Origin of the sequence: Streptomyces sp. BI87 (assembly GCF_025957665.1) — a bacterium.
GTDB classification, from domain to species: Bacteria; Actinomycetota; Actinomycetes; order Streptomycetales; family Streptomycetaceae; genus Streptomyces; species Streptomyces albidoflavus.
This window is the reverse complement of record NZ_CP110079.1, coordinates 1081676-1101008: the sequence shown is the minus strand read 5'-3', so window position 1 is coordinate 1101008 and position 19333 is coordinate 1081676. Positions and strand designations below refer to the sequence as shown.

The 19333-nt window shown below is 73.8% G+C and carries 16 protein-coding genes; 10 read left to right on the top strand and 6 right to left on the bottom strand.

The features are described 5' to 3' along the window. Positions 1 to 433: 433 nt before the first annotated feature. Complete coding sequence (locus tag OIM89_RS04695) at positions 434 to 2251, top strand: GAF domain-containing protein (RefSeq protein WP_030697879.1); 1818 nt, start codon at positions 434 to 436, stop codon at positions 2249 to 2251. A gap of 36 nt (positions 2252 to 2287) precedes the next feature. On the opposite strand, the gene OIM89_RS04690 is transcribed toward OIM89_RS04695, so the two are convergent. Then, on the bottom strand, positions 2288 to 3001 hold the full coding sequence (locus tag OIM89_RS04690; protein WP_047469433.1) for a response regulator transcription factor: 714 nt from the start codon (positions 2999 to 3001) through the stop codon (positions 2288 to 2290). A 185-nt stretch (positions 3002 to 3186) separates the two neighbouring features. Then, a complete protein-coding gene (locus OIM89_RS04685; protein WP_030697881.1) occupies positions 3187 to 3708 on the bottom strand; it encodes a hypothetical protein in 522 nt (173 codons plus the stop codon). A gap of 219 nt (positions 3709 to 3927) precedes the next feature. Here OIM89_RS04685 and OIM89_RS04680 point away from each other — a divergent pair, with 219 nt between their 5' ends. After that, a complete protein-coding gene (locus OIM89_RS04680; RefSeq protein ID WP_030697882.1) occupies positions 3928 to 4380 on the top strand; it encodes a pyridoxamine 5'-phosphate oxidase family protein in 453 nt (150 codons plus the stop codon). Positions 4381 to 4389: 9 nt separating this feature from the next. Here the strand turns inward: OIM89_RS04680 and OIM89_RS04675 are convergent, their stop codons facing one another. The 3 genes from OIM89_RS04675 to OIM89_RS04665 form a co-directional block, all read right to left on the bottom strand. After that, positions 4390 to 5109 (bottom strand): chitinase, encoded by a 720-nt coding sequence (locus OIM89_RS04675; protein ID WP_151170361.1) that lies wholly within the window; start codon positions 5107 to 5109, stop codon positions 4390 to 4392. 210 nt (positions 5110 to 5319) lie between these two features. Continuing rightward, positions 5320 to 6150, bottom strand: coding sequence for an endo alpha-1,4 polygalactosaminidase (locus tag OIM89_RS04670; RefSeq protein WP_047469442.1), 831 nt, complete (start codon positions 6148 to 6150; stop codon positions 5320 to 5322). Further along, positions 6147 to 6644: an Lrp/AsnC family transcriptional regulator gene (locus OIM89_RS04665; RefSeq protein ID WP_030697885.1), complete on the bottom strand. Its 498-nt coding sequence runs from the start codon at positions 6642 to 6644 to the stop codon at positions 6147 to 6149. The genes OIM89_RS04670 and OIM89_RS04665 overlap by 4 nt, the downstream gene beginning before the upstream one ends. 198 nt (positions 6645 to 6842) lie before the next feature. Between OIM89_RS04665 and OIM89_RS04660 the strand changes: the two genes are divergently transcribed. Next, on the top strand, positions 6843 to 9182 hold the full coding sequence (locus tag OIM89_RS04660; protein WP_264491017.1) for a transketolase-like TK C-terminal-containing protein: 2340 nt from the start codon (positions 6843 to 6845) through the stop codon (positions 9180 to 9182). A 124-nt stretch (positions 9183 to 9306) separates the two neighbouring features. Beyond that, positions 9307 to 10035: a FadR/GntR family transcriptional regulator gene (locus OIM89_RS04655; RefSeq protein ID WP_264491016.1), complete on the top strand. Its 729-nt coding sequence runs from the start codon at positions 9307 to 9309 to the stop codon at positions 10033 to 10035. Positions 10036 to 10383: 348 nt separating this feature from the next. Here OIM89_RS04655 and OIM89_RS04650 read toward each other — a convergent pair whose 3' ends face one another. After that, a complete protein-coding gene (locus OIM89_RS04650; RefSeq protein ID WP_257381216.1) occupies positions 10384 to 12057 on the bottom strand; it encodes an L-lactate permease in 1674 nt (557 codons plus the stop codon). Between the two features lie 211 nt (positions 12058 to 12268). On the opposite strand from OIM89_RS04650, the gene OIM89_RS04645 reads away from it, so the two are divergent. The 6 genes from OIM89_RS04645 to OIM89_RS04620 all read left to right on the top strand — a co-directional run bounded on the left by OIM89_RS04645 (position 12269) and on the right by OIM89_RS04620 (position 19320). Then, on the top strand, positions 12269 to 13036 hold the full coding sequence (locus OIM89_RS04645) for a (Fe-S)-binding protein (protein WP_030697889.1): 768 nt from the start codon (positions 12269 to 12271) through the stop codon (positions 13034 to 13036). Continuing rightward, positions 13033 to 14601, top strand: a complete 1569-nt coding sequence (locus OIM89_RS04640; protein ID WP_264491015.1) for a LutB/LldF family L-lactate oxidation iron-sulfur protein — start codon at positions 13033 to 13035, stop codon at positions 14599 to 14601. Before OIM89_RS04645 ends, OIM89_RS04640 begins: the two co-directional genes overlap by 4 nt. Continuing rightward, positions 14598 to 15227 (top strand): LutC/YkgG family protein, encoded by a 630-nt coding sequence (locus OIM89_RS04635; protein WP_030697891.1) that lies wholly within the window; start codon positions 14598 to 14600, stop codon positions 15225 to 15227. Before OIM89_RS04640 ends, OIM89_RS04635 begins: the two co-directional genes overlap by 4 nt. A 258-nt stretch (positions 15228 to 15485) precedes the next feature. Next, entirely contained in the window at positions 15486 to 15959 is a 474-nt protein-coding gene (locus tag OIM89_RS04630; protein ID WP_030697892.1) for a DUF6328 family protein, read from the top strand. Positions 15960 to 16098: 139 nt separating this feature from the next. Further along, positions 16099 to 16866, top strand: a complete 768-nt coding sequence (locus OIM89_RS04625; protein WP_030697893.1) for an ATP-binding protein — start codon at positions 16099 to 16101, stop codon at positions 16864 to 16866. A 72-nt stretch (positions 16867 to 16938) separates the two neighbouring features. After that, entirely contained in the window at positions 16939 to 19320 is a 2382-nt protein-coding gene (locus OIM89_RS04620) for a phosphoketolase (protein WP_195730204.1), read from the top strand. The last annotated feature ends 13 nt before the right edge of the window (positions 19321 to 19333 follow it).

The window sequence follows — 19333 nt, the reverse complement described above, 5'->3', positions numbered from 1 at the left end:
CCCGTGCGTCCGGGCCCCGCGCTCGGCAGGGCCCCGGACGGCACGGCCGCGGTCTCTGGTCCGGGAAGAGCGCGGTGGATGCGTGCGTGCCCTGTGCTCGGCCTGGGGTCACCCCCGGCGCTTCCCGGCCGCACCATGCTGCTGCGGCGGCGCTCCCCGTACCGAGGGCCGCCCGGCCCCCGTCGCCCGGGCCGCCCGGCCCCGCCCGCGCCCGCCGCCCGGGCCCCCCGGCACCGGCCGGACCGCACCCCGGCCCGACCGGGCGGCGCCCCGGCGCGCCCGGGGCTGCCGTACGCTCTGCTGCGGGCCGGGGGGCCGTGCGCCGGTGGCGTGAGGACCCCGGGGACGGGACGCGAGGAGTGGTGGAACGACAGTGACCGAAGCAGCGCCGAGCACGGTGGCCGGGTGGCCGCAGCCCAGCACCCCCGACCGGATGACCAGCCTGCTGGACGCCGTGATGGGGCTCGGCCGGGGGCTGGAACTCCCCGAGGTGCTGCACGGCATCGTCCGCGCCGCCGTCACCCTGACCGGCGCCCGCTACGGCGCGCTCGGCATCATCGACGACGGCCGCAGCCTCTCCGAGTTCCTGCCGGTCGGCATGGACGAGGAGACCGCCGCCCGGATCGGCAATCTCCCGTGCGGCCGGGGCATCCTCGGCGAACTCATCCAGCATCCCGAGCCCCTGCGCCTCACCGACCTCTCCCAGCACCCGCGCAGCTACGGCTTCCCCGCCCACCACCCGCCGATGCGGACCTTCCTCGGCGTCCCCGTCCGCGTCCGCGACAAGATCTTCGGCAACCTCTACCTGACGGAGAAGCAGGGCGGCGGCGACTTCGACGCCGACGACGAGGCGGTCCTCACCACCCTCTCCATCGCGGCGGGCGTCGCCATCGACAACGCCCGGATGTACGACGAGAGCCGCCGCCGCGAACGCCGCCTGGAAGCCCTCGGCGACATCACCCGCTCCCTGCTCTCCGGCACCGGCGCCAGCGAGGTGCTGCACCTCATCGCCGAACGCGCCATGGCGGTGGCCGGCGCCGACAGCGCCGCCGTCCTCCTGCCGTCGGGCGACGAGGAGCCGGCCCGGACCGGGGCCGGCCAGGCACGGGGCGACGTCCCCGCGAGCGGGGGAGCGGCCGACGGCGACGCGCCCGCGCCGCCCGCCGCACCCGCCGGGGTCTGCCCGGTCGCCCACGGCGGCCCCGCCCCGCAGGCCGCCCCCGCACAGCCGGTGCCCGGCGGCCACCTCGCCGCCGGCTCCCTGACCGTGGACGTGGCCGAGGGGTACGGCGCCTCCCGCATCCTCGGCCTCACCGTGCCGAAGCGGGGGTCCCTCGCGGGGCTGGCCGCTGTCACCGGCAGCCCGGTCTCCACCTCGGACATCCGTACCGACCCGCGCGCCCACCCCTTCGACGCGATACCCGCCACCGGGGCGGACGGCCCGGACCCGGCCATCGGGCCGGTCGTCGCCGTCCCGCTCCAGGTCGGCTCAGGACGGCAGGGGGCGCTGCGGCTCGGCCGGATCGCGGGCCGCGCCTCCTTCGACGACAGCGACGTGGAACTGGTCTCCGGCTTCGCCGACCAGGCCGCCATCGCCCTCGAACTGGCCCGCAGGCGCGCCGAGTCGGAGGAGCTGGTGGTCCTCCACGACCGCGACCGCATCGCCCGCGACCTGCACGACCTGGCCATTCAGCGGCTCTTCGCCACCGGCATGACCCTCCAGTCGACCACCCGCGCCATCGCCGACCGGCCCGCGGCGGCCGAACGCGTCAGCCGCGCCGTGGACGACCTGGACACCACCATCCGGATCATCCGCTCCACCATCTTCGACCTGCGCGCCGCCGACGAACCCGGCCACCCGGGGCTGCGCCGCCGCCTCGCCGAGACCACCCAGACCGCCGCCCACGCCCTGGGCTTCCGCCCCTCCCTGCGCATCGACGGGCCGGTCGACACCACCGTCCCCGACGACCTCGCCGAACAGCTCCTCGCGGTCGCCGCGGAGGCACTCTCCAACGCCGCCCGGCACGCGGCCGCCACCCGGATCGACGTCACGGTCACCGCCACCGACGACGCCCTGACCCTCACCGTCACCGACGACGGCAAGGGCATCGACCCGGCCGGCCCCGCCCGCCACACCGGCGGCCTCGCCAACATGCGCCACCGCGCCGAGAGCCACCGCGGCACCTTCACCCTCACCGACTCCCCGTCGGGCGGCACCCGGGTCCGCTGGCGCGTACCGCTGCGAGCCTGAACCACCGCGGGCGGGCGGCCGCGCGGCACGAACTCCTTACGAGGACCGCTCGCGCAGCCGCCCCGCGATCATCGCGGCCTGGATGCGGCGGCCCACGCCGAGCTTGGAGAGGATCGCCGAGATGCGGTTCTTGACCGTCTTCTCGGCCAGGTAGAGGCGTTCGGCTATCTCGCGGTTGGTCAGGCCCTCGCCGATGAGTTCGAGGATCTCGCGCTCGCGCGGGGAGAGCCGGTCGAGGACCGAGGGCTGCTCCGGCTCGGCGGGCTGAGGGTCGGCGGGGCCGCCGCGCAGACGGGCCATCACGCGGGCCGTGGTGCGCGGGTCGAGCATCGAGGTGCCCGAGGCGACGGTGCGGACGGCGGAGACCAGGTCGGCGCCGTTGATCTGCTTGAGGACGTACCCCGAGGCACCGGCCATGATCGCGTCGAAGAGGGCTTCGTCGTCGTCGAAGGAGGTCAGCATCAGGCAGACCAGCTCCGGCATCCGGGCCCGCAGTTCGCGGCAGACCTCGATCCCGGCGTGGTCGCCGCCCGCGTCGTCGCCGAGCCGCACGTCGAGCACCGCGACCTGCGGGCGGGTGGCCGGGACGCGGGCCAGCGCCTGACGGGCGTCGGACGCCTCGCCGACGACGGCGATGCCCTCCTCGGCCTCCAGCAGGTCGCGGACGCCCCGCCGGACCACCTCGTGGTCGTCGAGGATGAAGACGCGGATGGGCTCGCTGGCCGTGGACGGTGCGGAAGTGTCGGACACGAAAGGCTCGCTCGGTCGGCAGGGCGGTGGCGGAACCCGCGCCCCGCCACCCGGGACCACCCAGTATGGGCACGTCCGTGCGGGACGCTCCCGACCGGGTGCACCGGCAGTGCACACCGCCGCGCCGCCTCCCGGGCAGGGCCGAAGGTCCCGCCCCCGAGGGGCCTTACGTCCCGCCTCTCCGGTCAGCGCGTGCCGACCGGCCGCCCCCGCCGCGCCGCCCGGGGAGCCCGGCCGGTGCGGGCCGCGCCGGCGGGCCAGACCACCTCGACCGGGACCGAGCGGGCCCGGGCGTAGGCGACCAGGTGGGCGGTGGCGTCCGTACCGTCGGTGGGGGAGCCGTCCCAGACGGCGAGGAGCGTCCCGGCGGCCCCGACCAGCCGTTCGTCGGCGGCGACCACCGTGTCACGGTCGGCCGGGTCGTAGGGGAGCAGCCGTACCTGCTCGGCGAGGAGCAGGAGTTCACCCGCGGCGGCCCGGTCGGCGGCCGGCAGCGGCGCCGGCACCGTCCCCTCGGCGGGCAGCACCACGGTCAGCGGCCGCCCCGCCTCCCGCGCCGCCCGGCCGTACGCCTGGGGCAGGCCCCGGCCCGCCCGCACCAGCGCGCCCATGCCCTGCGGCGCCCGCTCGAGCCGCGTCCGCAGCGCCTCCCGTACGGCCTCCTGCGCGCCCTCGGTCAGATCCGTGTGCCCCACGACCGCGATCACCGCGTGCCCTCCCGTCGTCTCCGGGGCCGCCGCCGCGCCCCGCCCTGGTGCGTCCCCGCCGCCGGGCCGGAACCGTGCTGTCCGGCGGTCCGGAAGGCGGCGGCGGGGACGCGAAGGCAGTGAAACCGGGACCGGCCGCCCCGCACCAGGGCCTTTGGACCCTGGTGCGGGCCCGTCCGCCGGGGCTTGACTCGGCGGCGTACGAAGGGACGGCACCCCATGACCAGCACCGATCACCGCACCCCGCCCACCCGGCAGGAACGCCACACCGTCGAACTGACCCGCACCGAGGCCCTGGCCCTGCTCGGCCAGGTCTCGCTCGGCCGGGTCGTCTTCACCCAGCGGGCGCTGCCGGCCGTCCGGCCGGTCAACCACCTGCTCGACGGCGACGAGATCGTGGTCCGCACCCACGACAGCTCCGCCCTGCTCGGCCAGGCCCGCCCGCACGGCGCGGTCGTCGCCTACCAGGCCGACGCCCTCGACCCCGTCACCCACCTCGGCTGGAGCGTCGTCGTCACCGGCTACTGCCGGCCCGTCACCGACCCCGCCGACCTGGCCCGTTACGCCCGGCTGCTCCAGCCCTGGCCCCGGCTGCCCGGCCAGGTCATGGACAGCGCCGTGCGCATCACGCCGCATCTGGTCAGCGGGGTACGGCTGGTCGCGGCCGGGTGACGGCCCGGTTCAGCAGGTCAGGCCGCTGCCGCGCGGGGTGTGCAGGACGCGGGTGAACTCCTTGTACAGCTCCACCCGGTGCTCCATCTGGGCCGGGTTGCCGCCGTCGCACTCGGCGCTGCCGTTGAGGCTGCGGATGGTCTCGCCGAAGCCGTGCCGCCCGGTCATCGCCTCGTGGCCGGTCATGGTGCCGGGCCCGGACTGGGTGTTCCAGTACCAGAGCGCGGTCATCCAGGCGACCGCCGGGTCCTCCTCGACCAGCCAGGGGTTGTTCAGCAGGTCGAGCCCGAGGTGGTCCCCGGCGGCCTTGTAGTTGAAGTTCCAGCTCAGCATGATCGCGCCGCGCCCGTAGTACGCGTCGGTGCCGGCCGGGCAGCCGTACGGCTGGGTGGTGTCGCAGAAGACGGGGTACGTCTCCTCGTTCTGCGCGACCTTGTAGAAGAGCCCGCCCGTCTCGTGGCTGACGTTGGCGAGGAAGGCGGCGGCCTCCTGGCGGCGGACCACGGGGCTCCCGGTCCGCGCGAAGGCGGGGAAGGCGTCGGCGGCCTCGCGCAGCCCCTCGTAGGTGAAGAACGGGTCCCGCTCGGGGAACATCCGCTCGAACTGCCGCTCGCTCACCGGGAAGGCGGGCTTCGGCGGGTGGTGCGGCCGGTGCCGGTCGTGGGCGGCGGCGGGGCCGGTGAGCAGCGTCAGCACCAGTCCGGTGACGGTGGCCAGGACGGCGGCCACGGTGGGGGTTGCTCTGCGCGACACGAGGTCATCACTCCTTGCGTGTGGGGGAGTTGCGGAGTTCCGGGCAGGCGCGGCCACCCGGCCGGAACCGACGGGCCCGCGCCGCACGCGACGATACGACGACCGAGCCGATTGGTCTGGTCCATTCACCAAATTGGTCTGTACCGGTGCTCGGAGTCGCCAGTTCCGCTCCCCGTCCCCCGTGCCTCAGCAGGCCCCCCGCACGTACCCCTCCTCGTCCTCCGGCAGCACGTCCCGGTCCCGCAGCACCACCGAGAGCCGCCCGTCCGCCGCCGCGCAGGCCCGCTCCAGCCCCTTCTCCGTGTACTCCACGACCAGGACGCGCCCGTCGAACGCCTGGTCGTACACCCCGCACTCCTCGTACTGGCCGCACTCCTCGGCCACCGCGAAGTCCAGCCCCAGCCGCTTCCGGTCGCCCGCCAGTTCCGCGGTGTTCTTCTGCGCCACCGCCAGGCCCCGGGAGTGCGCCCGCTCCACCAGCAGCGCCAGGTACGCCTGGGCGTCGGCGGCGTCGAGCAGGCCGTCCGAGCGGGTGAAGCTGTCGTAGTTGTCGGGCTCGACCGCGTCGAAGCCCCGCTGCGCGCAGCCGTCGATCCAGCGGCCCACCCGGGCGGCCGCCGCCCGCCGCAGCTCCTCGGTGGAGAGGTCGAGCAGTACCTCGTCCCAGTCCTCGTCGATCACCTCGCGCCCGCGGGGGTCCCGCAGCAGCAGTTCCTCGGGCCAGCCGCGCGCGCCGGGCTGGGCCTGGAAGGCGTTGACGTAGCAGACGTTGTACAGCCCCCGGGCCGGCCGCGCCCCGTGGTCGCGGACCACCACCTGGACGTCGTCGTCCGGGCGGTACGCCCCGCCGAGCTGGTAGTCGAGCCCGGCGTCGAGCGGTGGCGGCTCCGGCTTCCGCGCGGGCGACGCGCTCGCCTCCGGTTCCGGCCGCTCGCTCCCGGAACCGGAGGTCCCGCATCCGGCGAGCAGCAGGGGCAGGGCGGCCAGGCCGCACGCCAAGCGCGTACGCCGGTTCATCCGCGCCGCCTTCCCGCGCCCTCGGCGGCCCGCTCCAGGAGCGGGGTCAGCCGGTGCGGGACCAGCTGGTTCATGGCGAGGGAGGTGCTGCTGCGCTCCACCCCCGGCACGGCGTGCAGCCGGCCCGCGATCCGGTACAGGTCGTCCGCGTCCGCCGCCACCACCCGGGCCAGCAGGTCGATGTCGCCGCTCAGTCCGTACACCTCCACCACCTCGGGGATGTCGCCGAGCGCCGCCCCCACCTCGGTCAGCCGCAACTGGTCGACGCGCATCGTCACGAACGCCGTCAGCGGATAGCCCAGCGCGGCCGGGTCCACCCGGCGGGCGAACGGGCCGAGCGCGCCGTCCCGCTCCAGCCGGCTCCAGCGGGCCTGCACCGTGTTGCGCGACAGGCCCAGCCGCTCCGTCAGCGCCACCGCGGTCGCCCGCGGTTCCTCGTCGAGTGCCAGCAGGATGCGCGCGTCCGTCGCGTCGATCGCCCCACCGTGGTTCACCGTGCTCAGTCGACTCACCTCCCCGAACCCTGTGGTTGAGCAGATTGCTCAACCGGAGAGTCGTATCTTGTGCAATCGGAAGGGGGAATGTCTACTGACGAACCACAACGACAACTTGGCGCCCGCAGCTTCGGCGACCGGCCGCAGCCAGCCCGCCGCCGGACCCCGGACCGCGCCACCCGTCCCGGAGGTTCTGTGATGGTCCCGGACACGACGACGTCTCCGCGCACCGGCCGGCAGGAGCTGCTCACCGCCCTCGGTGAGATCGAAGAGCGCGTGCTCTGGCTCTCCGCCGCCACCATCGACCACGCCAACCGCGTCCGCCCGAACCCCACGGGACTCAAGGTCGGCGGCCACCAGGCCTCCTGCGCCTCGATGGTGTCGATCATGACGACGCTCTGGTTCCACGAGCTGACCGCCGACGACCGCGTCTCGGTCAAGCCGCACGCCTCCCCGGCCCTGCACGCCGTCAACCACCTCCTCGGCGACCTCCCCGCCGACGCCCTCACGACCCTGCGCTCCTTCGGCGGCCTCCAGAGCTACCCGAGCCGGACCAAGGACCCCGACCCGGTCGACTACTCCACCGGCTCCGTCGGCATCGGCGCCACCGCACCGATCTGGGGCGCCCTCGCCCGCCGCTACGTCGAGGGCCGCTTCCCCGGCGCCGGCACCGGACGCCAGTACGCCCTCCTCGGCGACGCCGAACTCGACGAGGGCGCCTGCTGGGAGGCGGTCCAGGACCCGATGGTCGCCGGGCTCGGCGAGGTCGTCTGGATCGTCGACCTCAACCGCCAGTCCCTGGACCGCGTCGTCCCCGCCCTCTCCGCCGAACGCCTCGCCGGCATGTTCGAGGCGGCCGGCTGGCAGGTCCTCACCCTCAAGTACGGCGAGCAGCTGACCGAACTCTTCTCCCGCCCGGGCGGCGAGGCCCTGCGCACCCGCCTGGACACCATGGGCAACCCGGAGTACCAGCGCCTGCTGCGCTGCACCCCCGCCGAGCTCAGGGAGCGCCTGCCCGGCACCGGCTCCACCCGCGAGCCGCTGGAACGGCTGATCGCCACCCTCGACGACGACGCGCTGCACAGCGCGGTGCGCAATCTCGGCGGCCACGACCTCGGTGCCCTCCTCGACGCCTACGCGGCGATCGACGACACCCGCCCGACCGTGATCCTCGCCTACACCGTCAAGGGCCGCGGCCTGCACAGCGAGGGCCACCCGCAGAACCACTCCTCGCTCCTCACCCGCGACCAGCTCGCCGACCTCGCCACCCGCACCGGCGCCGACCTGGACGACCCCTGGCGCCCGCTCCCCGCCGACAGCGCCGCCGCCCGGCTCTGCGCCGAGCGCGCCGAGGAACTGCGCCGGCCGCCCGTCGAGCGGATCACCCCGCCGCCGGTCCCCACCGACTTCGGCCGCACCCCCGGCGGCACCGGCACCACCCAGCAGGCGTTCGGCCGCGCCCTGCTCGACCTCAGCCGCGGCGCCCCCGAGGCCGCCGCCCGCGTCGTCACCGTCAGCCCCGACGTCTCCTCCTCCACCAACCTCGGCGGCTGGCTCAACAAGGTCGGCGTCTGGTCCCCGACCGAGCGCGTCAACTGGTTCGCCGACGACGCCGAGACGATCCTGCACTGGCGCGAGAACCCCACCGGCCAGCACGTGGAACTCGGCATCGCCGAGACCAACCTCGTCGGCCTCCTCGGCGAACTCGGCGCCACCTGGAGCCGCTGGGGCCAGCCCCTGCTCCCCATCGGCATCATGTACGACCCGTTCGTCAACCGCGCCCTGGAACCCTGGCAGTTCGGCATCTACGCGGGCGGCCAGTCGCTCCTGGTCGGCACCCCCTCCGGCGTCACCCTCGCCCCCGAGGGCGGCGCCCACCAGTCGATCACCACCCCCTCCCTCGGCCTGGAGCAGCCCGGCTGCACCACCTGGGAGCCGGCCTTCGCCCAGGACACCGAGTGGTGCGTGCTCGCCGCCCTCTCCCTCCTGGGCCGGCCCGACGGCGGCTCCGCCTACCTGCGGCTCTCCACCCGCCCGGTCGACCAGTCGCTGGCCGCCGTCCCCGCCGACCCGGCCGCCCGCGAACGCCGCCGCCGCCAGGCCGTGGCCGGCGCCTACGGCCTGCGCCGCGCCGGGGGCGCCCCGGACGTGACCCTCGCCGCGATGGGCGCCATGGTCCCCGAGGCGCTGGCCGCCGCCGACCGCCTCGCCTCGCTCGGCGTCGCCGCCGACGTCGTCTGCGTCACCAGCCCCGGCCTCCTCTTCCGCGCCACCCAGGCCCGCCGGGGTCTGGACGACGCCCCGCAGTGGGTCCTCGACCAGGCGTTCCCCGCCGACCGGGCGGCCCCGCTGGTCACCCTCCTCGACGGCCACCCGCACACGCTGGCCTTCCTCGGCACGGTCCACAACACCCCGGTCGCCCCCCTCGGCGTGACCCACTTCGGCCAGTCCGGCGCCCTGGACGAGGTCTACCGCCACCACGGCATCGACACCGAGAGCGTCGTCCGCGCGGCCCTGGACCTGACCCACCGGCCCTGACCCGGCAGCCCCCGCACGACGGCCCGCGCATAACCCCTCGCGCGGGCCGTTGTCATGTGGTCGGACCATAACGAAGGTGTGACATAGTTTCGGTGCGAGAGGCCCAGCGACCCCGGGAGGTGCCATGGCCGCCGAATGGCGCCCCGTACGCCAGTCACGTACGCATGAACTGGTACTGGAGCGCATCGAGGAACAGGTGGTCGCGGGCGAGCTCAAGGCGGGCGACCGGCTGCCCCCCGAGCGCGAACTCGCCCCCGTCCTCGGCGTCAGCCGCTCCGCCCTGCGCGAGGCGCTGCGCGTCCTGGAGACCATCGGCGTCCTCGTCGCCCACGCCGGACGCGGCCCCGACGCGGGTGCCCGCATCGTCCGCAACCCCGACGACGCGCTCGGCCGCCTCCTCCGCCTCCACGTGGCGCTCGGCAGCTACAACCTCCACGACGTCCTGGAGGCCCGCGTCGTCCTGGAGCGCTCCAGCTTCGAGGCGGCCGCCACCCACGCCTCGGCCGAAGACCTCGCCGAGGCCGAGGAGACCCTGCGCCGCATGCAGGAACCGGACGTCACGGTCCCCGAGTTCAACGACCTGGACACCAGCTTCCACGTCCAGATCGCCCGCAGCTCCGGCAACCAGCTGACCTCCACCCTCACCTCGGCGGTCCGCGAGTCGGTACGCCCCCTCATCCTCCAGGCCCTCGAAGCCGCCGAGGACTGGCCCGCCACCGCCGCCGCCCTCAACGCCGAACACACCGCCCTCCTCACCCTCGTCAAACAATGCAACGGCCCCGCCGCCGCAGACCTCGCCGAACAACACATCCGAGGCTTCCACGGCACCTTGGTCCCGGACACCACAGACTGACCCGGTCGCCAACTCCCAGCCCGCACCGCCAATTCCCAGCCGGAATCGGCAACCTCCAGCCCGCATCGGCAACCTCAGACCGCATCGGCAACCTCCAGCGCGGGCCGGCAACCTCCAGCCCGGCCGGCGTTTGAGGCCATCGGTGACCGTCAGGTCACACGTCCGCAGCCGATCCCCACAGCCGCCCACAAATTCAGCCCGGCCGGCGCTTGAGGCCAAAACCAGCCCGGCCGGCGCTTGAGGCCAATCGGTGACCGCACCGAAAACGGCGGAAAGCCAGCCCCCACTCCAGCCCGCGCAAGCGAAAGCCCCCAGCCCGCCGCAGGCGAACCGGGGGCCAACCCCTGCCTAGGGCAGCATCCAGGACAGCACAGGCAGCGACTGCAAGTACACGAGCACACACAGCACCCCGAGCATCGCCACGCTGTACCCGGCCACCTTGCGCAGCAACACCCGCTCACTCCCGGGCTGCTCCACAGCAGTGGCAGCGATCGTCAGATTCTGCGGACTGACCAGCTTCCCCACCACCCCACCGGAGGTGTTCGCCGCGACCAGCAACGTCGGATCGATCCCCGCCTTCTGCCCGGCGGTCTGCTGAAGCGTCGCGAAGAGCGCGTTGGCCGAGGTGTCGGACCCGGTCACAGCCGTCCCCAGCCAGCCCAGGCTCGGCGAGAGCAGCGCGAAGATCCCGCCGGCCGCGGCGAGCCAGGTCCCGATGGCGACGGTCTGCCCGGACTGGTTCATCACGTAGCTGATGGAGAGCACGGTGGCGACCGTCGCGATGGACACCTTCATGTTGTCGAGGGTGTGGCCGGCGGCGCCCAGCGCCATCCGTCCGGTCATCGGGAACCGCTCGTCGCGGGTGAACCGGTAGATGAGCGTGACCAGGAGGCCGGAGAGGATGAGGAGCGTGCCGGGGTTGCCGAGCACGTCGAGCTTGTAGACGGCGCTGCCGGCGGGCGACCCGTCGGGGGCGAGCAGCGAGCCGTACAGGCCCGGCCACTGGAGCTCGATGTTCCAGACGCCGAGGATCTTCGGCATGTCCAGCCCGCCGAGGTTCAGCTTGGCCAGCGCGAAGATGACGATGACCAGGACGTACGGCAGGACGGCGAGGTTGACCCGGCGCAGGGTCAGCGGCTCGGCCTCGACCTGGGAGCGCTGGTCCTCGGGGGTCGTCGGCTTCCAGAAGCGCAGCATCAGCACGGCGGCGGCGAAGCCGGCCAGGGCGGCGACCACGTCGGTCAGCTCGTAGGCGAAGTGCGAGGAGCACCAGAACTGGGCGACGGCGAAGACGGCACCGGTGACCAGGGCGATGGGCCAGAGCTGGCGCAGTCCGCGCGTACCGTCCACCAGGAAGAGCAGAAGGAGGGGGACGAAGAGGGCGAGCACGGGGCTCTGGCGGCCGACGACGGCGGCGATCTCCTCCGGCGGGATGCCGGTGAGGTTGCCCGCGGTGGTGATCGGGATGGCCATGGCGCCGAAGGCGACGGGAGCGGTGTTGGCGACCAGCACGGTCACGGCGGCGCGCAGCGGCGGCAGGCCGAGCGCCATCAGCATGGCGGCGGTGATGGCGACCGGCGCGCCGAACCCGGCGAGCGCCTCCAGGAGCCCGCCGAAGCAGAACGCGATCAGCATCGCCTGGACGCGCAGGTCACCCCGGCCCACCGCGCTGAAGGAGCGCCGCAGGTCCTCGAAGCGGTTGCTGACGACGGTGAGTTCGTAGAACCAGATCGCCGCGACCACGATCAGCATGACGGGGAAGAGTCCGAAGACCAGGCCCTGGCTCGCGGAGAGGAGGCCGAGCTGTACCGGCATCCCCATGCCCACGACGCCCACCAGCAGGGCGACGACGAGCGCGCCGACCGCCGACTGGAGGGCGGACCGCTTGGCCCACATGAGCAGGAGGAAGAAGGTGGCGAGGGGGACGAGCCCCAGGAGTGCCGTGCCCGCCAGACTGCCCCCGACGGCAGTCGAATCCGGTGTGTACGTGGCGGCGAGAGCGGCCGGTGGTGCTGGGGCCACGAGAGTGCTCCTCATCGAGTTCCGCGCCCAGGGTCCGAGGTCCCGCCTCTGGAGCTGCTGCGACGCGTGTGGCTGAACGATCCAACTCAGTACCGCACCGGAGATGTCTCATGTCAATAAGGTCGGACCAAACTGTTGTGCGTCTCTTCAGTACAGTAAGGCCAGACGCTACTATGGTCGGACCGAAAATATCGATCGTGGAGGTCGTCCCATGCGTATCGGACTCTTCGCCACGTGCCTGGGAGACACGCTCTACCCGGACGCGGTGAAGTCGACCGCGGTGCTGCTCGCCCGCCTGGGACACGAGGTGGTCTTCCCGCCGGGGCAGACCTGCTGCGGCCAGATGCACGTCAACACCGGTTACCAGCGCGAGCCGGTCCCGCTGGTCCGCAACTACGCGGAGCAGTTCGGGGACGCCTCGATCGAGGCCGTGGTGATGCCCTCGGGCTCCTGCGCCGGTTCGGTCCGCCACCAGCACGAGATCATCGCCGAGCGGTACGGCGACGCCGCGCTGCGCTCCGGCGTGGCCACGGTGAAGGCGAAGACGTACGAGCTCTCCGAGCTCCTCGTCGACGTCCTGGACGTCACCGACGTCGGCGCCTACTTCCCGCACCGGGTCACCTACCACCCCACCTGCCACTCCCTGCGGATGCTGCGGGTCGGCGACAAGCCGCTGAAGCTGCTGCGCGCCGTCGACGCCATCGACCTGGTGGAGCTGCCCGAGGCCGACGCCTGCTGCGGCTTCGGCGGCACCTTCGCGATCAAGAACGCCGAGACCTCCTCGGCGATGCTGAAGGACAAGCTGGCTCACGTCACCGGCACCGGCGCCGACGTCTGCACCGCCGGGGACTCCTCCTGCCTGATGCACATCGGCGGCGGCCTCTCCCGCATCAAGGCCGGCACCCGTACGCTCCACCTCGCGCAGATCCTCGCCAGCACCCGTACCGCGCCCCACGTCCTGACGGAGGCCGCCCGATGAGCAGCACCTTCCTCGGCATGCCCGCCGCCCCGCCCCGCTCCCCGTACGGCTCCGGGAACCTGCGCGGCGACGAGAAGTTCCCGAAGGCCGCCCACCACGAGTTGCGCAACGACCAGCTGCGGCAGAACCTCCTCAAGGCCACCCACACCATCCGGGGCAAGCGGCTGAACGTCACCGCCGAGCTCCCCGACTGGGAGGCGCTGCGCGACGCGGGCTCCGCCATCAAGACCGACACCATGAACCGCCTGCCCGAGCTGCTGGAGCAGCTGGAGCGGAAGGTCACCGAGGCCGGCGGCACGGTCCACTGGGCCAGGGACGCCGACGAGGCCAACGCCATCGTCACCCGGCTCGTCGCCGCCACCGGCAGCGAGGAGGTCATCAAGGTCAAGTCGATGGCCACCCAGGAGATCGGCCTCAACGAGCACCTGGAGAGCCAGGGCGTCACGGCGTACGAGACCGACCTGGCCGAGCTGATCGTGCAGCTCGCCGACGACAAGCCCTCGCACATCCTGGTCCCGGCGATCCACCGCAACCGCGACGAGATCCGCGAGATCTTCCTCAAGGAGATCCCCGGCGTCGACCCGGAGCTGAACGCGGTCCCCGCCGAACTGGCCGCTGCCGCCCGCGCGTACCTGCGCGAGAAGTTCATGACCACCAAGGTCGCGATCTCCGGCGCCAACTTCGGCATCGCCGAGACCGGCACCCTCTCGGTGGTCGAGTCCGAGGGCAACGGCCGGATGTGCCTCACCCTGCCCGAGACCCTGATCACCGTCATGGGCATCGAGAAGGTCCTGCCGCGCTACGAGGACCTGGAGGTCTTCTTCCAGCTCCTGCCGCGCTCCTCGACCGGCGAGCGGATGAACCCGTACACCTCGCTGTGGACCGGCGTCACCCCGGGCGACGGGCCGCAGGAGTTCCACCTCGTCCTGCTCGACAACGGACGCACCGCCGCCCTCGCCGACTCCGTCGGCCGTGAGGCGCTCAACTGCATCCGCTGCTCCGCCTGCCTCAACGTCTGCCCGGTCTACGAACGGGCCGGCGGCCATGCCTACGGCTCGACCTACCCCGGGCCGATCGGCGCCGTCCTCACCCCGCAGCTGGCCGGCATGCACGCCGCCAAGGACGACCCGAACAGCTCCCTGCCGTACGCCTCCAGCCTCTGCGGGGCCTGCTTCGACGCCTGCCCGGTGAAGATCGACATCCCCTCGCTCCTGGTGGAGCTGCGCCACCAGAACACCGAGCAGTCCGGGCGGACCGTCGAACAGGCGGCGATGAAGGCGGCGGCCGCCGTGATGGCGCGGCCGGGGCTGTACACCACCGCGCAGAAGGCGGCCGGGCTCGGCCGGGTCGCCGCCGGGCGGGACAAGAAAATCACCCGCCTGCCCGCGCCCTTCGACGGGTGGAGCGAGAGCCGCGACCTCGCCGCCCCGCCGAAGCAGACCTTCCGCGACTGGTTCGCCTCCGACGAGGGCCGCGCCACCCTGGGCGCCGCCGCCCGCGAGGGTGCCGAGCGGCGGGCCGAGTCCGCCACGCCCGCCACCGACGACACCGAGGAGCAGCGGTGAACGCACGAGAGACCGTCCTCGGCCGCGTCCGGGACGCCCTGACCCTGGCCCCCAAGCCTCCGGCCGAGGTCCCCCGTGCCTACCGCACCGGCCGCACCCTGCCCGACGCCGAACGGCTCGACCTCTTCGTCGACCGCCTCGTCGACTACAAGGCCGAGGTGCACACCTGCGTCGCCGGGGAGACCGCCGCCACCGTGGCCCGCGTCCTCGCGACCCGGGGCGCGAAGCACATCGGCGTCCCGGCGGGGCTCGACCGCGACTGGCTCGCCCAGTTCGACGGCACCGTCCAGGAGGACCACGCCGACATCCCCGCGCCCGCCCTCGACCAGCTCGACGGCGTGGTCACCGCCTCCCGGGTGAGCTGCGCCGAGACCGGCACGATCTTCCTCGACGGCGCGCCGGACCAGGGCCGCCGCGCCCTCTCCCTCGTCCCCGACCTGCACGTCTGCGTGGTCGACCTCTCCTCGGTCGCCGTCGGCGTCCCCGAGGCGCTGGCCCGGCTCACCCCGCACCGGCCCACCACGCTGATCAGCGGCCCGTCGGCCACCTCCGACATCGAGCTGGAGCGGGTCGAGGGCGTCCACGGCCCCCGCACCCTCGACGTGATCATCCGCACCGACGCCTGAGAGGCACCGGCCGCACGGCCGGGCCACGGGACCGACAGCCCCCGGGAGGTGCTCCCCGGGGGCTGTTCCGCGTCTCCGTCCGGCCGAGGGCCCGGCCGAGGGCCCGGCCGTGCACCCCGCCGCGCGCCCGGCGCTGTCGTAGCGCTGACCCGGCGCCGAGCGGGCATACGGTGGTCAGACGTACGGGATGCGGACGCCCGTACTGCGGCGGAGAGGAAACCGGTGACCAGTGAAGCCGGCCGACCCGGGCCCGTGACCGTGGGGACGGGGCGCACCGAGACCCGCGAGGAACGGGCGGACCGTCAGTGGTCCGAACTCCTCCAGGAACTGAGGGTCGCCCAGACGGGCGTCCAGGTCCTCTTCGCCTTCCTGCTGGCGGTCGCCTTCCAGTCCCGCTTCGAGGACCTGGCCGCCACCGACCGCACCATCTACGTCGTCACCGTCGTCCTCGCGGCCGCCACCGCCGCCGCCCTCATCGGGCCGGTCTCCTACCACCGGCTCCTCACCGGCCGCCGCCTCAAGCCCCAGACCGTCGTCTGGGCCTCCCGGCTGACCGTGCTGGGACTGATCCTGCTGCTCTGCACGATGTGCGCGGCCCTCCTGCTGGTGCTGCGGGTCGCCCTGCACAACGCGACGGCGTTCTGGCTGGTCGCCGCGATGGGGGTGTGGTTCGTGCTGTGCTGGTTCGTCTTCCCGGTGCTCGCCCTGATACGGGACACCCGGGCCGGCTGACGGCCCCTGTGCTCCGGTTGCGGCGCCCCGCGGGCCGGGTGACCCTGTGGGTGACCCAGAAGAGGCAACAGCTCACGTCGCGTGGTCGGGGGTGCCGGTTCGAAGGGGGGCGCGTGAGCCTCGTACAGGAGCCGCGACCATGTCCCTGTCCTTCGACAGCACCGAACCCACGGCCGCCGAAGCCGTGATCACCACCGCCGCCGGGGCCGCGCCCCCGGTGCCGGTCCCGGGCGCCGGCACCCTCGCCGCCCCGGAGGCGCTCGCCCCGCCCGTGGCGCCCGAACGCCCGCGCCCGCCCGCCGGACGTACCGCGCCCGAGGCGGCCCGGACCGTCTCGCTCCCCGGCGCGTCCCCGGCGGGGGAGGACGGCGGGCACGCCGTCCGGGTCGCGCGCGCCGAACGCCCGGCGGAGCCCCCGGCCCCCACCGGGACGCTCACCTTCGACACCGGTCGCGCCGACCGGATCTACCGCCTCGACCTGCGGATCGGCACCGACCGGATCGACCGGGTCCGGCGCATCGCCGCCGCCTACCTCGGCCACTGGGGCCTGGAGCGCCAGACGGGCCCCCTCGGCAAGGCGCTCACCGAACTCCTCGGCAACGTCGTCCGGCACGTCGGGGAGGACGCCCCCTGCACGGTCGAACTGCGGCTCAGCGGACGGCGGCTGACCGTCTCCGTCGCCGACACCTGTACGACGATGCCGCGCCGGCTGGAGCGCGGCGGCGGACTCGCGCGGATCGGTGTGCTCTGCGACAGCTGGGGCAGTTGTCACACCGAGAGCGGAAAGGTCGTCTGGTGCACCCGGCGCGTCGACCTCCCGCAGGGCGCGGCCGGCCTGCCCGGCACCCCGCAGCCCCCGCTGACCGGGGCGCGCCCCTGCCCGCCGCCCGCCGTCAGCGTGGGCTGAGTGACGTCCGCGCGGCCCCCGCCCGGCCCCGTGCCCGGCGGGGGCCGCGCCCCGTTCCCCCAGGAGACCCGCATGAGCCAGGCCCCCGACCGCACCGGCGGACCCTCCGCCGAGGAGATCGCCGCCCTCGACGCGCACTGGCGCGCCGCCAACTACCTGGCCGTCGGGCAGATCTACCTGATGGACAACCCCCTGCTCACCCGCCCCCTCGCCCCCGAGGACATCAAGCCGAGGCTGCTCGGGCACTGGGGCACCTCGCCGGGGCTGAACCTCGTGTACACCCACCTCAACCGGGTGATCAAGGACCGCGACCTGACCGCCCTCGCCGTCTGGGGCCCCGGCCACGGCGGCCCGGCGGTCGTCGCCAACTCCTGGCTGGAGGGCAGCTGGAGCGACGTCTACCGGGACGTGCCCCGCGACGCCGAGGGCATGGCCCGTCTCTTCAAGCAGTTCTCCTTCCCCGGCGGCGTCCCCAGCCACGTCGCCCCCGACGTCCCCGGCTCGATCCACGAGGGCGGGGAACTGGGCTACGCCCTCACCCACGCCTACGGCGCCGCCTTCGACCACCCCGGCCTCCTCGTCGCCTGCGTCATCGGCGACGGCGAGGCCGAGACCGGGCCGCTCGCCGCCTCCTGGCACTCGAACAAGTTCCTCGACCCCGTCCACGACGGCGCCGTCCTGCCGATCCTCCACCTCAACGGGTACAAGATCGCCAACCCGACGGTCCTCGCCCGGCTCCCCGAGGACGAACTCGACGCCCTGCTGCGCGGCTACGGCCACGACCCGCTGTACGTCGAGGGCGACGACCCCGAGACCGTCCACCGCGCACTGGCGCTCGCCCTGGACACCGCGCTCGACCGGATCGCCGTCATCCAGGAGCGCGCCCGCGTCCAGGGCGCCGTCGAACGCCCCTCCTGGCCGATGATCGTCCTGCGCACCCCCAAGGGCTGGACCGGCCCCCGCGAGGTGGACGGCCTGCCGGTGGAGAACACCTGGCGCGCCCACCAGGTCCCGCTGCCCGGCGTCCGCGAGAACGACGACCACCGGCGCCAGCTGGAGGAGTGGATGCGCTCCTACCGCCCCGGGGAACTCTTCGACGAGGAGGGCCGCCCCCGCCCCGAGGTCCTGCGGTACGTCCCCGAGGGCGACGCCCGCCTCGGCGCCACCCCGTACGCCAACGGCGGCCGGCTCACCCGCGACCTCCCGCTGCCCGGCCTCGCCGGCCACGCCGTGGAGGTGCCGGCACCCGGGCAGAGCACCAGCGAGCCCACCCAGGTCCTCGGCGGCTGGCTGGAGGAACTGATGGCCGCCACCGCCGCCCGGCGCGACTTCCGCCTGGTCGGCCCCGACGAGACCGCCTCCAACCGGCTCGACGCCGTCTACGGCGCCACCGGCAAGACCTGGGAGGAGAAGACCTACCCCACCGACGAACACCTCTCGCGCGACGGCCGAGTCATGGAGGTGCTCGCCGAACACCTCTGCCAGGGCTGGCTGGAGGGCTACCTGCTCACCGGCCGGCACGGCCTCTTCTCCTGCTACGAGGCGTTCGCGCACATCGTCGACTCCATGGTCAACCAGCACATCAAATGGCTGCGAGCCTCCCGCAGGCTCGACTGGCGGCGCCCCATCGCCTCCCTCAACTACCTGCTGACCTCGCACGTCTGGCGCCAGGACCACAACGGCTTCTCGCACCAGGACCCCGGCTTCGTCGACCACATCCTCAACAAGAGCCCCGAGGCGGTCCGCGTCTACCTGCCGCCGGACGCCAACACCCTGCTCGCCGCCGCCGAACACGTCCTGGCCAGCCGCGACTACGTCAACGTCATCGTCTCCGGCAAGCAGCCCACCTTCGACTGGCTGACCCTGGAGCAGGCCCGCGCCCACTGCGCGCGCGGTGCCGGGACCTGGGCGTGGGCCGGGACCGAGGACGGTACGCGGGAACCGGACGCGGTCCTCGCCTGCGCCGGGGACGTCCCCACCCAGGAAGTGCTGGCCGCCGCGAGCCTGCTCCGCCGCCACCTGCCCGAGCTGAGCCTCCGCGTGGTCAACGTCGTGGACGTGGCGCGGCTGCTGCCCCAGGGCGAGCACCCGCACGGCATGCCGGACGCCGAGTACGACGCGCTGTTCACCCGCGACAAGCCGGTCATCTTCGCGTACCACGGCTATCCGTGGCTGATCCACCGCCTCGCCTACCGGCGGCACGGCCACGACCACCTGCACGTGCGGGGTTACAAGGAGGAGGGGACCACCACGACCCCCTTCGACATGGTGGTCCGCAACGACCTCGACCGGTACCGGCTGGTCATGGACGTCATCGACCGGGTCCCCGGGCTCGGCGTGCGGGCGGTCGGGCTGCGTCAGGCGATGGCCGACGCCCGCTTCCGCCACCACCGGTGGATTCGTGAACACGGCAGCGACCTGCCGGAGGTCGCCGAGTGGCGCTGGGAGGGCTGAGACGCGCGGTGGG